This window comes from Ruegeria sp. BC3 (assembly GCF_056539265.1).
Window position 1 is genome coordinate 243,799 of the sequence record NZ_JBQFUP010000004.1, and the last position, 17,040, is coordinate 260,838.

The 17,040-nt window shown below is 59.9% G+C and carries 17 protein-coding genes; 4 read left to right on the forward strand and 13 right to left on the reverse strand.

Annotated elements, in window-relative coordinates:
* Positions 1-29 precede the first annotated feature (29 nt).
* Positions 30-728 carry a glutathione S-transferase family protein gene (locus ACR0MV_RS13160; RefSeq protein ID WP_480702404.1) on the forward strand — a complete coding sequence of 233 codons (699 nt, stop codon included), beginning with the start codon at positions 30-32 and terminating at the stop codon, positions 726-728.
* On the opposite strand, the gene ACR0MV_RS13165 is transcribed toward ACR0MV_RS13160, so the two are convergent.
* The 13 genes from ACR0MV_RS13165 to ACR0MV_RS13225 all read right to left on the reverse strand — a co-directional run bounded on the left by ACR0MV_RS13165 (position 709) and on the right by ACR0MV_RS13225 (position 13,703).
* Complete coding sequence (locus tag ACR0MV_RS13165) at positions 709-2,316, reverse strand: GMC family oxidoreductase (RefSeq protein ID WP_480702405.1); 1,608 nt, start codon at positions 2,314-2,316, stop codon at positions 709-711. The two genes, ACR0MV_RS13160 and ACR0MV_RS13165, sit on opposite strands and share 20 nt — an antisense overlap.
* Before the next feature lie 73 nt (positions 2,317-2,389).
* The gene (locus ACR0MV_RS13170) at positions 2,390-2,836 is read right to left on the reverse strand and encodes a YtoQ family protein (protein ID WP_480702406.1); all 447 of its coding nucleotides are present in this window, start codon (positions 2,834-2,836) and stop codon (positions 2,390-2,392) included.
* An 80-nt stretch (positions 2,837-2,916) separates the two neighbouring features.
* Positions 2,917-5,313, reverse strand: a complete 2,397-nt coding sequence (gene pheT / locus ACR0MV_RS13175) for a phenylalanine--tRNA ligase subunit beta (protein ID WP_480702407.1) — start codon at positions 5,311-5,313, stop codon at positions 2,917-2,919.
* A 71-nt stretch (positions 5,314-5,384) separates the two neighbouring features.
* Entirely contained in the window at positions 5,385-6,158 is a 774-nt protein-coding gene (locus tag ACR0MV_RS13180) for a type 1 glutamine amidotransferase (RefSeq protein WP_480702408.1), read from the reverse strand.
* Between the two features lie 81 nt (positions 6,159-6,239).
* Entirely contained in the window at positions 6,240-7,046 is an 807-nt protein-coding gene (locus ACR0MV_RS13185; protein ID WP_480702409.1) for a CE1 family esterase, read from the reverse strand.
* 243 nt (positions 7,047-7,289) lie between these two features.
* Entirely contained in the window at positions 7,290-7,850 is a 561-nt protein-coding gene (locus tag ACR0MV_RS13190) for a hypothetical protein (protein WP_480702410.1), read from the reverse strand.
* Positions 7,847-8,920 carry a phenylalanine--tRNA ligase subunit alpha gene (gene pheS / locus ACR0MV_RS13195; protein ID WP_170426939.1) on the reverse strand — a complete coding sequence of 358 codons (1,074 nt, stop codon included), beginning with the start codon at positions 8,918-8,920 and terminating at the stop codon, positions 7,847-7,849. The genes ACR0MV_RS13190 and pheS overlap by 4 nt, the downstream gene beginning before the upstream one ends.
* 64 nt (positions 8,921-8,984) lie before the next feature.
* Complete coding sequence (locus ACR0MV_RS13200) at positions 8,985-9,680, reverse strand: Hint domain-containing protein (RefSeq protein ID WP_480702561.1); 696 nt, start codon at positions 9,678-9,680, stop codon at positions 8,985-8,987.
* 6 nt (positions 9,681-9,686) lie between these two features.
* The gene (locus ACR0MV_RS13205; protein ID WP_480702411.1) at positions 9,687-10,052 is read right to left on the reverse strand and encodes a hypothetical protein; all 366 of its coding nucleotides are present in this window, start codon (positions 10,050-10,052) and stop codon (positions 9,687-9,689) included.
* Between the two features lie 119 nt (positions 10,053-10,171).
* Complete coding sequence (locus ACR0MV_RS13210) at positions 10,172-11,542, reverse strand: glutamate--cysteine ligase (protein ID WP_170426937.1); 1,371 nt, start codon at positions 11,540-11,542, stop codon at positions 10,172-10,174.
* A 66-nt stretch (positions 11,543-11,608) separates the two neighbouring features.
* Complete coding sequence (locus ACR0MV_RS13215) at positions 11,609-12,136, reverse strand: hypothetical protein (RefSeq protein ID WP_170426936.1); 528 nt, start codon at positions 12,134-12,136, stop codon at positions 11,609-11,611.
* Positions 12,133-12,981, reverse strand: a complete 849-nt coding sequence (locus ACR0MV_RS13220; protein ID WP_367647700.1) for a GNAT family N-acetyltransferase — start codon at positions 12,979-12,981, stop codon at positions 12,133-12,135. Before ACR0MV_RS13220 ends, ACR0MV_RS13215 begins: the two co-directional genes overlap by 4 nt.
* Positions 12,978-13,703 carry a 16S rRNA (uracil(1498)-N(3))-methyltransferase gene (locus ACR0MV_RS13225; RefSeq protein ID WP_170426935.1) on the reverse strand — a complete coding sequence of 242 codons (726 nt, stop codon included), beginning with the start codon at positions 13,701-13,703 and terminating at the stop codon, positions 12,978-12,980. The genes ACR0MV_RS13220 and ACR0MV_RS13225 overlap by 4 nt, the downstream gene beginning before the upstream one ends.
* Positions 13,704-13,715: 12 nt before the next feature.
* Between ACR0MV_RS13225 and ubiA the strand changes: the two genes are divergently transcribed.
* The 3 genes from ubiA (at position 13,716) to ACR0MV_RS13240 (ending at position 16,988) form a co-directional block, all read left to right on the forward strand.
* Positions 13,716-14,678 (forward strand): 4-hydroxybenzoate octaprenyltransferase, encoded by a 963-nt coding sequence (gene ubiA, locus ACR0MV_RS13230; RefSeq protein ID WP_480702412.1) that lies wholly within the window; start codon positions 13,716-13,718, stop codon positions 14,676-14,678.
* 65 nt (positions 14,679-14,743) lie between these two features.
* Positions 14,744-16,666: an OmpA family protein gene (locus tag ACR0MV_RS13235; RefSeq protein ID WP_480702413.1), complete on the forward strand. Its 1,923-nt coding sequence runs from the start codon at positions 14,744-14,746 to the stop codon at positions 16,664-16,666.
* A gap of 1 nt (position 16,667) precedes the next feature.
* Positions 16,668-16,988, forward strand: coding sequence for a hypothetical protein (locus tag ACR0MV_RS13240; RefSeq protein WP_170426932.1), 321 nt, complete (start codon positions 16,668-16,670; stop codon positions 16,986-16,988).
* Positions 16,989-17,040: the final 52 nt, after the last annotated feature.

Sequence of the window (17,040 nt, forward strand, 5' to 3'; positions counted from 1 at the left end):
TTGAATGCAGCCACAGACAGGAGCAAATCATGCTGGACACCGCCTCTCACCCGATCACGGCCCGTTGGCCTGCCAAGTTTCCGGACCGTATCCAGCTGTACTCCTTCCCAACACCGAACGGTGTCAAAGCGTCGATCATGCTGGAAGAGACCGGCCTGCCATATGAGGCCCACAAGGTCACGCTGTCGGACACGGATGTCAAAAGCCCCGCTTTCCTGTCCTTGAATCCCAACAACAAGATCCCGGCGATTATCGATCCGAACGGCCCGGACGGGCAGCCTCTTGGCTTGTTCGAAAGCGGTGCAATTCTTGTGTATCTGGCCGAAAAAAGCGGCATGTTTCTGGGCCAGACCCAGTCCGACAAGTACCGTGTCATCCAATGGGTGATGTTTCAGATGGGCGGGATTGGCCCGATGTTTGGGCAATTGGGCTATTTCCACAAATTCGCCGGAAGCGAAATCCCGGACCCCCGCCCCCGCGAACGCTATGTCGCCGAAGCAAAACGCCTGTTGAACGTCCTGAACCAACAGCTTGAAGGGCAGGATTGGATTGCCGGCGACTATTCGATCGCGGACATCGCCATCGCCCCCTGGCTGCGCGGGCTAGAGTTCTACCAGGCCCACGAGCTTGTGGGCTGGGAAGACTATGCAAACGTCATATCGTATCTTGATCGGTTCCTGGACCGCCCTGCTGTGCAGAAGGGATTGGTTACGCCGCCGCGGGATTGATCCCGTCTGCGATCTTTTCTGCGATCATGATGGTGGGCGCGTTAGTGTTGCCGCCCACCAGCGTCGGCATGACCGAGGCGTCCACAACCCGCAACCCGTCGACCCCATGCACTCGGCCTTCGGTATCGACGACGGCCATATCGTCGATGCCCATCTTGCAGGTGCCCACCGGGTGATAGATCGTGTCGGCGCGGTTGCGAATATCGGCTTCCAGCGCCTGATCGCTGCCATCATTCGGGTAAAGGCGCTTCGCACGCCACGGCGCCAGCGGCGGTGCCTCGAGGATTGATTCCATGATCCGCGCGCCGCTTTTCAACAGGTCAAGGTCACGGTCATCGCTCAGATAGGCGGGATCTATCCGCGGCGGCGCGCCGGCTTTATCCGAGCTTAGCCCCACGCTTCCCTTGCTGAACGGTCGCAGCACGCAGACATGACACGAGAACCCGTGCTGAAGGTGGATCTTCCGCATGTGGTCGTCGACAATTCCGACGACAAAATGCAGTTGAAGATCAGGCTTGGACACAGAAGGGTCGGATTTGAAGAACGCGCCACCTTCGGCAAAAGGCGTCGAAAACAACCCCGAGCCGGTTCGCCGCCAGTCCAATCCGGCCTTGGCCAGATCCCACAATCCACCCGGTGTCAGGCCGATGACATCCTTTCGCTTGGATTTATAACTAAGCACATAGTCCAGGTGATCCTGCAGATTCTGACCAACGCCGGGCAGATCATGTACGACCGGAATGCCATGCTGGCGCAGTTCCGCCTCTGGTCCGACCCCTGACAGCATCAGCAGTTGAGGTGACCCAAAAGCACCGCCAGACAAGATCACTTCGCGACGCGCGCGGACTTCGATCACATTGCCTTTCTGACGCAGTTGCACACCGGTGGCGCGTTTTTTGTCGAACAGAACCTTCTGAGCTTCGGCGCTGGTCAGTATGGTCAGGTTCGGCCGCAATTTGACGTCCCGCAAATAGGCAGCCGCTGCGGAACAGCGTTCGCCCTTGTGATCGCCGTCATAGAACTGTGTCACCTGATACAGCCCGGCCCCTTCCTGTTCGGGTCCGTTGAAATCTTTTGTTTCGCGAATCTGATGCTGGCCGCACGCCTCGACAAAGGCATGAGAGATCGCCCTCGGCTCAGACTGATCCGCGACCTGCAGGGGCCCATCCGCGCCGTGGAGGTCATCCGCACCGCGCGCGTTGCCCTCGGCCTTGCGGAAGTAAGGCAACACGCTTTGCCAATCCCATCCCTCGCACCCCAACTCGGCCCATTCGTCGTAGTCGCTGGCGTGGCCACGCACATAGAGCATGGCGTTGATCGCCGAGGATCCCCCCAAGGTCTTTCCCCGGGGCTGAAACCCTTTGCGCCCGTTCAGGCCAGGCTGCGGTACCGTTTCAAAAGCCCAGTTATTCAGCTTGGGCCGCCCCGAGATCATGGCAGCCACCAGTGCTGGCGCGCGGATCACAAGATCCTCGCCCGCACCGCCCGCTTCAATCAGGCACACAGATGTTTCTGGATCTTCGCTGAGGCGCGCGGCCATCACGCAGCCAGCGGATCCCCCTCCAACGATGACATAATCGAATTCCATGGCTGCCTCTCCCGTTTCGTTTCCTCAAACGGTAGAAAGCAGCCTGATTTCGGGCAAGAAAAACGTAACGTATTTACTGCGGCAGCTGACCGGTCAGGACATAGCGCAGAATCTCCACGACCTGTGCGGGATGTTCGGCCACGGCCAGTGCTGCGGCATCGACCTCTTTCAGCGCATGCTGGTGGTCGGGGCCGTGCAATACGATCAGCGATTTGCCCAAAGCCGCCGCGTACCCCGCGTCAAAGGCCGCGTTCCACTGTTTGTATTTCTCACCGAAACGAACGACGACCACATCCGCATCCGCGATGCCCTTGCGGGTACGGATCGCGTTCACCATCGCACCTTTATGGTCATGCCAGTACTTGTTCGGCTCTTCGCCCAGAATGGCCACGCCACAATCGTCGCTGGCTGCGTGATCGGTGACGGGGCTATTGAAGGTGACATCCAAGTCTTGCGCGCCATCGATGATCTGTTCGCGCCAGTCGGTGTGGATTTCGCCAGAAAGGTAAACGTTCAGCAACTTTTGCTCCTCCTTAAACAACGAAAGGGCGCACCCGCCCTTTCATTTTCCATTCTATTCGCGCCGTTTACGATCCGGCGTCACCCGCGCAGAACGCCGCCGGTTGCCTTGGTGACCTTGGCGATGATCTTCTCAGCCACCGCTTCGATGTCTTTTTCCTTCAGCGTCTCATCAGTCGGCTGCAAACGCACGGTGATGGCCAGAGATTTCTTACCCTCACCCAGGCTGCCGCCGATGAACTCGTCAAAGACGCGGACGTCTTCGATCAGCGCCTTGTCGGCACCCGCCGCAGCATTCACCAGCGTCAGCGCCTCGACGCCCTCATCCACGACAAAGGCAAAGTCCCGCTCGACCGCTTGCAGGTCACGCAACTCAAGTGCGGCGCGGGTGGCACCGGATTTACGGGGCAAAGGCACCTCGTCCGGCCAGATCGTGAAGGCCATCGCAGAGCCTTTGATATCCATCGCCTGCAGGATGCGCGGGTGCAGTTCGCCAAACACGCCCAGCACTTTTTTCGGGCCCAGGCAAATCTTGCCGTGACGGCCCGGATGCCACCAAGCGTCACCATCGCGCAGGATCTGAACTTTGGCCGGTGCACCGATGGCGGCCAGTACGGCCTCGGCATCCGCTTTTGCGTCGAACACGTCAACGGAACGCGAGGCTCCGTGCACGTCCTTGGGACCATTGCGACCGACCAGCAGACCGGTGATCTGGGTTTTCTGATCGCCGGGCTCACCGTCGTGGAACACTGGGCCAACCTCGAACAAGGCCACATCTGCATAGCCGCGCGCCTGATTGCGGGCAGCGGCCTGCAGCAGACCAGGCAGCAGATCGGGGCGCATATGGCTCATCTCGGACGAGATCGGGTTCTCGAGCTGGGTCGCTTCATCGCCGCCACTGAACAAAGCGGCCGAGGCCTGATCGATGAACGTGTAGGAAACGCATTCATTGTACCCCAGAGCTGCACAGGTGCGGCGCGCCATCGACTGACGGCGTTGTGTCGGGGTCATCACCGGTTTCGGGATACCAGCAGTCACGCGCGGCAGAGGCTTGCCCTGCAGCTTGGTCAAAGACGCGATCCGCGCGACCTCTTCCACCAGATCAGCCTCGCCCATGATATCGGGACGCCAGCTGGGGACATGAGCCATTTCGCCTTCCAGGCGGAAGCCCAATCGGGTCAGGGTCTGGCGTTGTTCAGCCTCGGGAATGTCCATGCCGACCAGCGATTGTACACGCTCGGCATCCAGTTTGTAGACCCGCGCGTGGTTCGGAGCCTTCCCTGCTTCGACCACTTTCGAGACCTCACCGCCGCAGATATCCAGGATCATCTGCGTCGCCTGTTCCAGACCTTCCAGCGTGTATTCAGGATCCACACCGCGTTCAAAGCGGTAGCGCGCGTCCGAGTTGATCTTCAGCGCGCGCCCGGTCAGAGCAATCTGCACGTGATCCCAAAATGCGCTTTCGAGGAAGACGTTCACGGTCTCTTCGGTACAGCCGGTTTCCTCACCGCCCATGATGCCAGCAATGGACTCGGGACCTTTGTCATCCGAAATCACCATCATGCCGGGCTGCAGAGTGTATTCCTTTTCATCCAGCGCAACCAGTTTTTCACCGCCCTTGGCGCGGTGAACACGCAGGTTGCCTTGAACCTTATCCGCATCGAATACGTGCAGCGGGCGGTTTTGGTCGAAGGTCATGTAGTTGGTGATATCGACCAAAGCCGAGATCGGGCGCAGACCAATCGCCTTCAACTGATCCTGCAGCCATTGCGGGCTGGGGCCGTTCTTGACGCCCTTGATCAGACGACCGGTGAAATGCGGTGCGCCATCCAGCGTATCCTCATCAATCGTCACCTTGATCGGGCTTTCGAAGTCACCCGGAACCGGCACGTAATCGCGCTCTTTCAGCGTGCCAACGCCACGGGCTGCCAGATCGCGGGCAATGCCGGCCACGCCCAGCGCGTCAGGACGGTTCGGCGTGATCGCAATCTCGATCATCGGGTCGACCTTTGACGGCTCATTCTCGGCCAGCCAGTCGACGAACTTGTCGCCCACTTCGCCCGAAGGCAGCTCGATGATGCCGTCATGCTCGTCCGACAGCTCCAACTCGCGCTCGGATGCCATCATGCCAAAGCTCTCAACACCTCGGATCTTGCCGACGCTGATGGTCAGGTCCAGACCGGGGATATACATGCCCGGTTTGCAGACGACGACGGTGATCCCTTCGCGCGCATTCGGCGCGCCGCAAATGATCTGCAGATCGCCCTCATCCGTCGCAACCGTGCAGACGCGCAGCTTATCGGCGTCGGGATGTTTCTCGGCATGCTTCACATAGCCCAGCGTAAAGCCCGCCAGCCGGTCCGCAGGGTTCACGATCTCTTCGACTTCAAGTCCAAGATCGGTCAACGTCTCAGCAATCTCATCAACCGACGCATCGGTGTCGAGGTGGTCTTTCAGCCAGGAAAGAGTGAATTTCATCGGTCGCTATCCGCCAGAATTTTCGGGTCGGATCGCATGTAGCGGATATTCCCCGCAGGTGGAAGGGCCGCTTAGCGGCCAGAGACGAATTGCAGCCAATTGGCCAGCTCACGGCTGCGCTGGGGCAACACCAAGGCGTCCGGGTCGGTTCCCAGACGCGCTGCAGCCGAGAAATCCGTTTCAGCCTGCTCAAGATCATCAGCCAAATTGGCGTGGTCGGAAAAGATACCCCGCGCACGAACGTAGACGCCGATATCAGAAGGGCTCAACTCGGGATGATACTGCGTGCCCCAAAACTGCAGATCGCCCTGCTCATAAACCGCAGCCTGAACCGGGGAATGGGCGTTGCCTGCCAACAGAATTGCTCCGTCAGGCAGCTTCTGAACCTCATCCCGGTGGATGCACGGAACGCCGAAACCAGCGTTCCGCCCTGCCATCATGGAATGCTGGCCCCCTTCTTGGGTCAGCACGTTGTTCTGCGCTATGCCGACCTCCATGCCAACCGGAGACGCTCCGACAGAGCCGCCCAGCATCAACATCGCAAGCTGCAGCCCGTTGCATGACCCCCAGACCGGTAGACCGGCGGCCAACACGACCTCAGCAGCGGTGCGCTGGGGGGCCGCCTCGGGGGCGCCCACAGACCAACTGACACCCGATCCGGTCAGCACTACGGCGTCCACGCCCTGCAGTTCATCGGGGTGCAATGCTGCGGCATAGGGATTGACCAGACGAACACGGACCTCCGGCGCCAAGCCCGAGAAGGTCCGGATGAACCCGTTCGCGCCCGCATGGCCCTTGGCAACCATGTCCGGTGTATTGCCTTCAACGATCAGAATTGTGGTCATGACATCCCCGTTTTCACATGGATAAACGGGCGGCACGCACCCCAGCAAACCTGTTCGCGACAGGGCTGGGTCGTTTCCGGTTCAGGGATAAGTCGGTTCGCGCCCCAACAGCTCATCCAATTGCCGCCCGACCCAGCCGTGGGGGATAAAGTGCCCGCCCGGATGGGTATCCAGCGCAACCCGCCCCTGCGCGCAGTCGGTCCATTCCACACGATTGAGCGTCAGGATCGGAACCACGCTCCAATCGCCGCGCGGCGTGGTCGAGTCGCAGCCGAATTTCTGACGCCACAGCGCCACCGGATAGGTCGTATCCCCGCCCGGCCCAAAGGGGAAATCCATCACCGTATCGCTGGTCCCGTGCACATGGCGCACCTCTGCCGGGGCCTGAGGGCAATCCTCGGTCTGCCGGATGCTGCCTGCAATACCCAGCAAAGCCGCCGTGTCATTGCCCGACTGGCAGACATAACGCCACGCCATCGCGCCGCCGTAGGAATAGCCCGAGACATAGATACGTTCCGGATCAATGGGATAGCGCTTGGCCACATCCTCTAGCACCTGATCCGCAAAGGGCACATCACCGGTGTCCGAGGTCCAGAAATCCCAGCTTTTGCCCAGCCCGTTCGGGGCAACCAGCAGCACGCCACGCAGTTTCGTGGCCCCCGCAATGCGTTCGTGGTTGACCACCACGGTCCCCTGCCGCGCCCAGCCGTGGAAGTGCATCAACACCGGCAGAGGCGTCTTTCCATCCCATCCGTCCGGCTCCAGCACATGGTACGAGCGGTCCCCGATCTGACAGGCCGTATCGCCATGACAATCATCCCGCCATGGTCCCATGGCATAGGCAACAGACGCGGACATGAAAAAGAGGGCAAGCAGTCGATAGATCATGCGACCGACCCTAACCGCCTTGCGGCCCATGTCACGTCACAAGCCCGTGGGGCAACGCAACAAGCCGCGCTTTCGCCAGACCGCGGGATGGCGATCTTCGGGCCGTGATGGGCGATTTATTCTGGCCAAGTCCGTGCGTCGTTCGAGCGTTGCGCTAACGGAGGCAAATCGCCAGCCCGTGCGGGCGGTCTGGCGATAGCGCGGCGGCCTATCGGCCCTTGCTCCGCGCGAACTACGGCGAACCTAAGGATTAACGTCTTTTTTGAGGATCAGGTCACTTATGCGCTTTCCAATTTCGTCAGAAGAATATTCAGAAGTAAGCTCGGTTCCCAAGTGCATATCCAGCCTCATTCTGTCGATGCACTGGACAAACAAACGTTCCGTTTCCGCGTTAGCTCTGGTGAAGCCTTCCTGCTCGTCGGAAGCGTATGCTTCCATTAAATCAATTAGGGATGCTCTGGCATTTGTCGTGACTTCAATCACTTCATCCACGCCCGAAACTAGAATTTTTGCATAGCAGAGTTCAAACTGCTTAAACGACAATCCGATTTCCAAAACTTCTGAATTGAACCGAATTTCGGTTGTCACATTCCTAAACGCGGCGATAGCTTCTTGGTAAACTACGAGGCGGCGCGCTTTCAGCGCTTCAGTTCGGTCAGTTTTGCGCTGCATGAAAAACAACCAAACAGCACCGAGAAACGTAATGGCGGGGCCAAAATTGCTTACCCAACCTCCAAAATGGCTAAAGAAGTGAAAGTCTCGGCATAAGTTTTCACACGCCGTGATCACTTCGACATCATTCACCGCGACAAACCACCATGCAGATTCGGCATATCCAGCGCTGCAAACCCATAGTGCCGCAACCAACGCAGGTCGCTGTCAAAGAACGCCCGCAAATCCGGGATGCCGTATTTCAACATCGCCAGACGGTCGATGCCGATGCCGAAGGCAAAGCCTTGATAGACCTCGGGGTCGATGCCTCCAGCCGCTATCACCTTGGGGTGGACCATGCCGGACCCCAGAATCTCCATCCAGTCGTCCCCCTCGCCGATCTTCAGCTGACCGTTATCCCACGAACAGCGGATATCGACCTCTGCCGATGGCTCGGTGAACGGGAAGTGCGAGGCGCGGAAGCGCAGTTCGACGTCGTCGACTTCGAAGAACGCTTTCACGAACTCTTCCAGAACCCATTTCAGGTTCGCCATCGAGATGTCCTTGTCGATGGCCAGCCCCTCGACCTGATGGAACATCGGCGTGTGGGTCTGGTCATAGTCGGCGCGATAGACACCGCCCGGGCAGATCACGCGGATCGGCGCGCCCTGCAGCTCCATCGAACGGATCTGCACCGGCGACGTATGGGTGCGCAGCACATGCGGCGGGCGATTATCGCCCTCGGCGCGGTGCATGTAGAACGTGTCCATCTCGGCGCGTGCGGGGTGGTGGCCGGGGATGTTGAGGGCGTCGAAGTTATGCCAGTCGGTCTCGATCCGCGGCCCTTCGGCCACCGAGAACCCCAGTTCGGCAAAGATCGCGGTCAGTTCTTCGGTCGCCTGGCTGACCGGGTGGATCGAACCCTGACGGCGCGCGCGGGTCGGCAGCGTGACGTCCAGCCATTCGGTGCGCAGGCGCTCATCCAATGCCGCATCCGCCAAAGCAGCCTTTTTGGCGGCCAGTGCCGAGTTGATCTCATCCTTCAGGGCGTTCAGCGCAGGGCCTGCGACCTGGCGTTCCTCGGGCGTCATCTTGCCCAGCTCGCGCATCTTCAGCGCGACTTCGCCTTTTTTGCCGACGGCCGCGACACGGATCGCTTCGAGCGCGTTTTCGTCGCCTGCATCGGCGATCTGACCCAGATATTTTGCCTTAAGATCGTCCATGACGGTTCCCTGAATGCTGTTGAGGCTCTGCTATCACAGCAGTCCGCGAAAGCAAGAGGGGCGATCAGATCGCCTGCAGCATTGCCGCTTGCGGGCCGCACTGTACCGGGCGGCTGGTCGGACCATAGCTTTGCGGGTAGTTGCGCAATTCAGGGAACAAGGAGAACAGTTCATCCGCAGCTGCGCAGTCCAGGCTCGACAGCGCCTGAGCGCCGGGAAAGAAACTCTCCGAGATCAGACCCGAGGTCGAGACCAACTGATGCCGGTCAAAGAACAAGTGCACGTAGTGGACAATGTCGCACGGTGCTGACGTGATAGTCGCGTCATTTATCAGCGATTTGGCCGCGACGAGAACCTCATCCTCACCAAACAGCAATTCCGCCTGCCAGCCGCTTACCAACAGACGATGCTGAGGCGAGACAAAAATGTCCCGTTCCGCGCCAAACGCTCCGGCATGGATACGCACCGGTGCGAAGCGACCACGCCCGGCCACGGTGCGGCCACCAACCCAGCGGATCGGACAGGGCCCATCATCTTGCGTCAGCACAAGATCGCCCGGCCTCAGGCTTTCAACCCGGCGCGGGCCATCCGGTGTATCCACCAGCGTACCAGCCGCAAAGCAAGGTGGGCCGGTATCACCGGGGGATAATGGTCCATAGACCAGCGTATCGGGATTGGGCTGATTGAACTGCAGAGTCGTCGTCGTCTGGTTCGGCCCGACAAGAACCGGCAGGTTCTCAGACGTTTCACCTGCGGCCAGCCCGTTTTATGCAACGATGTTAGTAGTCCCGCCGCCGATATCGTAGAAATCGATGACCTCTCCCGTAGAGGTGTCGGTCAGCGCGTAGGCCTCATAGTTGGTTGAACCGCCGCCATTTGGGTCTGTCAGCAGGATCGGAAAGAAATCCGCTGAAATCACAAAGACCTGTTCGTTATTGTCGGGGTCGGTCGAAACCTGAACCAAAGGATGGTTTAGCGGAATTTCGATCCCGACTTGACCATTTGCCTGATAAAACGAAACCGTGAAATTCGCCGGGTCCTCATCAGACCTGAGCGCAACTTCGAGGAACTCCGAGACACCCGTCTGCGCAGCGTAGGCATTGGAATAGTGCAGTTCACTGATACGGGCCATGATGTCATCAAGCTCAGGAGTTTCCTGCCAAGGATACCCGATACACCCCGCTTGCTGGCAAGGTCACATCGAATGAATTGGCAAATGCTCTCCTAAAGGCAACACAGCGCCGAGACAGTTCAGTAACTGAATTCGGGGTAAATCCGCGTCAGATCGCCGTTCCAGTCACCGTTGTAGTGGTCCAACAACTCATCCGCCGGAACCTTGCCGGTTTCGATACTGTCTTTGAGAGCATTCAGGAAATGCGTCTCATCCGGGACCATTCCCCCCGCACCGGGGCGTGCCCGCGCTTTCAACCCGGCTTCGGCGATTGAAACCACTTCACCCGCGAGATCGTGCATGTTGATGTTACCAACTCTAGCCTGCAGACCATCTTTAGCTGCCACAATCCGCAACTCTTCGCGCGTCTCGGCATCCCAGCCTTTGACCAGATCCCATGCCGCATCCAGCGCGCTCTGATCATAGGTCAGGCCAACCCAGAAGGCGGGCAAAGCGCACAGACGCCGCCACGGGCCACCATCGGCCCCGCGCATCTCCATGAACTTCTTGATCCGCGCTTCGGGGAAGGCGGTGGTCAAGTGATCGGCCCAGTCGGACAGGGTTGGCGTTTCGCCCGGAAGGGCGGGCAGCTTGCCTTCCAGAAAGTCCCGGAAGGATTGACCCAGCGCGTCGATATACTTGCCATCGCGATAGACGAAATACATCGGCACATCCAAAGCGTACTCAACCCAGCGTTCAAACCCGAACCCGTCCTCGAACACGAAAGGCAACATACCGGTGCGCGCATCATCCAGATGCCGCCAGATATAGCTGCGCCAGCTTTTCTGACCGTTAGGTTTGCCTTCGAAGAACGGAGAATTGGCGAACAGTGCGGTTGCCACCGGCTGCAAGGCCAGTGCGACGCGCAGTTTCTGCACCATGTCGGACTCGGACCCAAAGTCGATGTTCACCTGAACCGTACAGGTCCGGCGCATCATCGACCGGCCCATCGTGCCGACTTTTTCCATATAGTCGTTCATCAGCCGATAGCGCCCCTTGGGCATCAGCGGCATTTCCTCATGCGTCCAGATCGGAGCGGCCCCAAGGCCGATAAACCCAACACCAATCTTGTCGGCGATGTCTTTCACGTCGCGCAGATGCGCGTTCACCTCGTCGCAGGTTTCGTGAATGGTCTCGAGCGGCGCGCCGGACAGTTCCAGCTGCCCACCGGGCTCCAACGAGACATTGGCGCCGTCTTTTTCCAGACCGATCAGTTTGCCAGCCTCTTCCACCGGGGCCCAGCCATGCAGATCGCGCAGCCCCTGCAGCACGGCCAGAATCGAGCGTTCGCCTTCGAAGGGCAGCGGCTTGAGCGTGTCTTTGCAATAGCCGAACTTTTCATGCTCGGTTCCGATGCGCCAATCCTGCTTGGGCTTGCAGCCCGATTCCAGATATTCGGCCAGTTGCTCGTGGCGCTCGATAGGACCGCCGCCTGACTGAGGGATGGACATGAGACCCGTGCTCCGATCCTGATGTGTCTGTCGTTGGGTCAGTCCTGAGCGCAAACCGCGCCGGTGTCAATGCAACCGAAGATGCGCAGGCCGCGAAGGCGTCCGCTCCCAGATTACGACCGGATGCGCCCCGCCACCGTTCAGTTCCGACAGCATTTGTTCGGTTTTCAGCCCCGGCAGGGCCGAGAACACATCAAACAAAGCCTCGGCACCTTCCGCATTCACAGGAATGTGAAGCGTTGGCTGCCCTGGTTGATCCAGAACCCAATGCGCCGGAGACGATGTCGGGTCCAGAGCTAGACGCTCAATCTCCCGCGTCGCGACAATGCCCCCTGTCAGTGGGCCGAGATAAGTGATCTGACCTTCGTCGATTGTCACCAGACCGGGACCGCCTGCACCGGTGCGGAACCGGGCACGCTGTACGCCAATGACTGCCAGGGCGGCGGACGCTGCGATCAGCACCCATCCCAGCCAGCCCAGCAACCCGCCGGGTCCGCTGATCCAGCTGAGACCAACCAGAAGGACAGCACCAGCGATCAACACTTCGCGCCAGCGCCACAGGGTCAGTTTGGCTTCGGGTCGGATAAAGCTCATGCCGTGTCCTCGGGGTTCTTGAACAGAATCAGTGAGTAATGGCCCGCAGGCTGAAACCCAATTCCAATATAGGCACGCGCAGCAGCATCGCTAGCGGCGAACAGGATCGCGCGTGTGGCACCTTTGCTTTGCGCCTCGCGAAGATGCAGCGCCACGGCCAGTCGCGCATAGCCGCGACCCCGCAGGTCCGGCGGCGTGTAAACGCCCCCGATCTGAACCACCTCGGGCAAGCGGGCATTGAACCCGGTCATCGCAACCGGTTGGCCATTCATCAAAAGTACCCGGTGCGAGTTGCGTTCAATATAGGCCGCGATATCCTTCTTGGCCTGCCCTTTCGCACGGTCCACGTCGAAATCCATCGCTTCGACCAGATAGCTCTGCCGCCAGCCTTCAGGAACGGTACGGTCGAGATCACCAAGCGGTAACAGATCAGCCCCGGTCGCATCCGGCACGACAATCTGTTGCAAATCCAACGTGAATCCGGGCTCGTCACTGTTTAGCGTGGCAGGTCGGTCCTGCCATCCTGCAAGGCTCATGATCCGGCGCGCCTGAGACGCTTCGGCCGCCATGCCAAACAGTTTTTGGCCCCGGATCAACCGAATCGCCGCGCTGAGTTCCTCGTCTGAACATTCGGGGCACTGCGGCAGGACCATGCCTTCGTTGGTGATCCCAAAAACAGCACGCGGACCGTCGCCAAGTGTCCACAGATTAACGGCGCGCGGGTCTGGTCCGCGCATGCCAAAATCCCTCAGATTAGCCAAAGGGAACATAGACGTCTGGATATGGTCGAACAGAAACCTGTCGATCTTGGGAACGTCCACCTCCCGCGCTTCTTGCCAGCTCACGCCCAATCCCCCAGCGCTTGCTGCCACATGGTCAGCGCCGCAACGGCTGCTGTGTCCGCGCGGAGGATACGAGGGCCAAGGCTGACCACATGGGCATAAGGCAACGCCGACAGGCGCGCGCGTTCACGGTCCGAGAATCCGCCCTCAGGCCCAATCAGGATTGCCCATGGTTGACCCGGTTCACTGGCCGCCAGACGCAGGGCCGAACCAACCTCAGCCTCATCGCAGAACATCAATTGGCGACCTTCCGGCCAGCTGTCCAGCACCCGGTCGAGCCGCTGTAATTCGGCGACTTCGGGCACATAGGTGCCGCCACACTGCTCGGCCGCCTCAACCGCATGGGCCTGCAGGCGGTCCTGACGAATACGCTCGGAGTTGGTGAATTCGGTCTGCACAGGCATGATCCGCGCCGCGCCCATTTCTGCCGCTTTTTCAACGATAAAGTCAGTCCGCGCCTTCTTGATCGGCGCGAACAGGAACCACAGATCGGGTGGCAATTGCAGCGGTTTGGTCTGTGCCACGCAAGTCAGAGACCCGCCGCGTTTGCCCGCCTCGGCCACCTCGGTCAGCCACTCTCCGTCCTGCCCGTTGAACAGGGCGACCTGCCCGCCAACGGCCAGGCGCATGACGCCAAACAGGTAGTGGGCCTGATCGCGCGTCAAAGGAACCGATTGCCCCTGCCCCAGAGGGTGCTCTACATACAGTCTGATCTTTGCACTCATGAGACCTTACATATGCAAGGCAATGCGCCAACACCAGACGGACAAGTCGCCGATGCAGTCAGCGGCAACTGGGTCGACACCCATGCGCCCGCGTTCGCCCGCCCCTATCTGCGGCTCAGCCGTGCGGACCGGCCCATTGGGACATGGCTGCTGCTGATTCCGTGCTGGTGGGGCTTGGCTCTGGCCATCCTCAGCGACGGCAATCCAAGGTGGGAGGATCTGTGGACCGCCGTTGGGTGCGCGATTGGTGCTTTCCTGATGCGCGGTGCGGGCTGCACCTGGAATGACATCACCGACCGAGAGTTCGACGGTCAGGTCGAACGCACAAGGTCGCGCCCGATCCCGTCGGGGCAGGTCAGCATAAAGCAGGCGGTGATCTGGATGGGGCTGCAGTGCCTGCTGGGTCTGATGATTCTTCTGACCTTTAATCAGGCCGCAATTGCGATGGGTGTTTTGTCGCTATTGCCGGTGACAATTTATCCCTTCGCCAAACGGTTCACATGGTGGCCGCAGGCGTTTCTGGGTCTGGCCTTTAACTGGGGTATCCTGTTGGCTTGGGCAGCGCATAAAGGGACGGTCGGAATACCGGCGATCATCCTGTATCTCGCGGGCATCGCGTGGACGTTGTTCTATGACACGATCTATGCACACCAAGACGCTGAAGATGATGAACTGATCGGGATTAAATCCACCGCGCGGCTTTTTGGCACGGATACCGCAAGGTGGTTGAAGTATTTCCTAGTGGCGACGGTGGCGTTGATGGGAATGGCCATCATTGACGCGGCGACACCGCAGGCATCGGTCATGGCTTTGGTGGTCGCACTTGCCGGGCCTTGGGCGATGGGGTGGCATATGGCATGGCAGTTGCGCGGATTGGATACAGAGGACAACGCCAAACTGCTGCAATTGTTCCGTGCAAATCGCGATACCGGCCTTATTCCGCTGATCTTCCTCTGCGTCGCCTTGTTGCTCTGATTGCACCTCGGCCAAGGCCTCTGTAAGAGTCCTGCACACTCACTTGAGGAGTCGATTGCCCGCACATGCGCCTGCCTTATTTCTTAGTCGTTACACTAGTCTTTCTCGTGTCTGCCGGGCTGTGTCTGCTGGCAGCCAGCTTTTCGGTGACAAAGGTCGAGGAAGCCTCGGAATTTGCGGTGCGACGCGCGCTGGATCTGAAGGGCCACGACTGGGCAGAGGTTCAATCCGACGGGTTGCGGGTGGTTCTCACCGGCACCGCCAAGGACGAAGCCACACGGTTCAACGCCCTGACCGCAGCAGGAACCGAAGTCGACACCTCGCGCGTCATCGATGAAATGGAGGTCGCACCCACAACCCAACTGGCAGCCCCGCGGTTTTCCGCGGAAATCCTGCGTAACGACAGCGGGATTTCGGTCATCGGCTTGATACCGGTCAGCGAAGATCGTGACGCGCTGACCGACAGGTTGCGCGATCTGGATGGCGGGCCGGTTTCGGACCTGATGGAAACCGCGGACTACCCCAAGCCCAAAGGCTGGGAAGATGCGATTGACTATGCAGTCGAGGCCCTGGCCCGTTTGCCGCGTGCGAAAATCTCGGCCAGCCCAGGCCTTGTGAAGATCACCGCAATCGCGGACAGCCAGCAAGAAAAAGAACGGCTGGAACAAGAACTGACCCGTGCTGCACCGCCCAGCCTGCGCATTGGCCTGTCGATTTCGGCCCCGCGCCCCGTCATCACGCCCTTCACCGTGCGCTATCTGATCGACGAAGACGGCGGCCGGTTCGACGCCTGCTCGGCACAGGACGAAAAAGCCCGCGACCGGATCATCGCGGCGGCAGAGGACGCGGGACTATCCGGTCCTTACTCCTGCACCATCGGTCTGGGCGAACCCTCACCCCGCTGGCCTGACGCCGCTGTGCTAAGTATTCGTGCGCTGTCGGAAATCGGCCAGGGCTCGGTCACGCTGTCAGATGCCGATATTACTCTGGTCGCGGTTGAGGGCACGCAGACCGCGCTGTTCGACCGGATCATTGGCGAGTTGGAAAACGCCCTCCCCGAGGTTTTTGTCCTTCACGCCGTTCTGCCCGAACCGCAAACCGAGGACCAATCTGGCCCGCCCGAATTCTCGGCCACGCGAAGCCCCGAAGGCCTTGTGCAAATGCGCGGACGACTGGGGGACGAGACTTTGCGCGACATGGTCGACAGCTATGCCCGCGCTGCTTTTGGCTACGAACAGGTCCACACCGCAACCCGCATCGCCCCAGACCTGCCCGCCGACTGGCCCATTCGCGTTCTCAGCGGATTGGAGGCCCTGTCGCAACTGCACAACGGCGCGCTGACGGTGACACCGGATGATGTGGTTCTGAGCGGTGTCAGTCATGACCCGAAAACCCGGGCCTACGTTGCAGGACTATTGTCGGAAAAGCTGGGCGACGCACAGGAATTCACCCTTTCAATCACCTATCAGGAACCGCCAGAGCCCGAAGACAAACTGCCTGATCCAGAAGTATGCGAGGAGCGGATCGTCGAGGTTCAGGCAGGCTCGAAGATCGCGTTTGAGCCGGGCTCGGCCACGGTTGCATCGGACTCGCGCGATACGGTCAATCAGATCGCCGAAATCCTGCGGGAATGCGGACCGATCCGGCTGGAGATTCAGGGCCACACGGATAGCCAGGGCCGTGAAGAGATGAACCAGCAGCTTAGCCAGGCGCGCGCGCAGTCCATTCTGAACGAATTGCGCGCCCGGCGGGTACCAACCGCCAGTTATACCGCCATGGGCTACGGGGAAACACAGCCCATCGCCGACAACGACACCGAAGAGGGTCGTGAGGAAAACCGACGCATCGTATTCAGTTTGATCCGACCCGAAGCCATCACAGAAACCGAGACCACGCTTGAGGCGGTCGAAACCGAAGCAGAGACGTCACAAGACGCGCCGACCGAGGGTGAAGCCACGGACGCAGACGCGGACGCAGGGGACCAGTAAGTTGAACAGAATCGAATTCATCATCGCCACCGCCGTCATCCTGTTCGCAGCCTTCTGCCTGGGATGGTTCGCCAACTGGCTGGCGCATCGCCTGTCTCGGGTTCGTCAAAGCGATGTGGCCGACCTTGACCGCATGAGCCAGGAGCTGCACGAGGCCGAAGAAACCCGCGATCAGGCGATCACCTATCTGCAGCAGCGTGAGGCCGAGCTGACCAACCAGCTGACCCAGACCGAGGCGGAACTGGCCGCCGCCATGGACGGGTTGCGCGCAGCCCGGCAAGAGGCCGAAGAGTTGCGCGGGCGCATTAACAACGCCGACTGACGCTAACCGCCCAGCTTCAAGGATACAAAATCTCTGACACACGTTTGCTGTC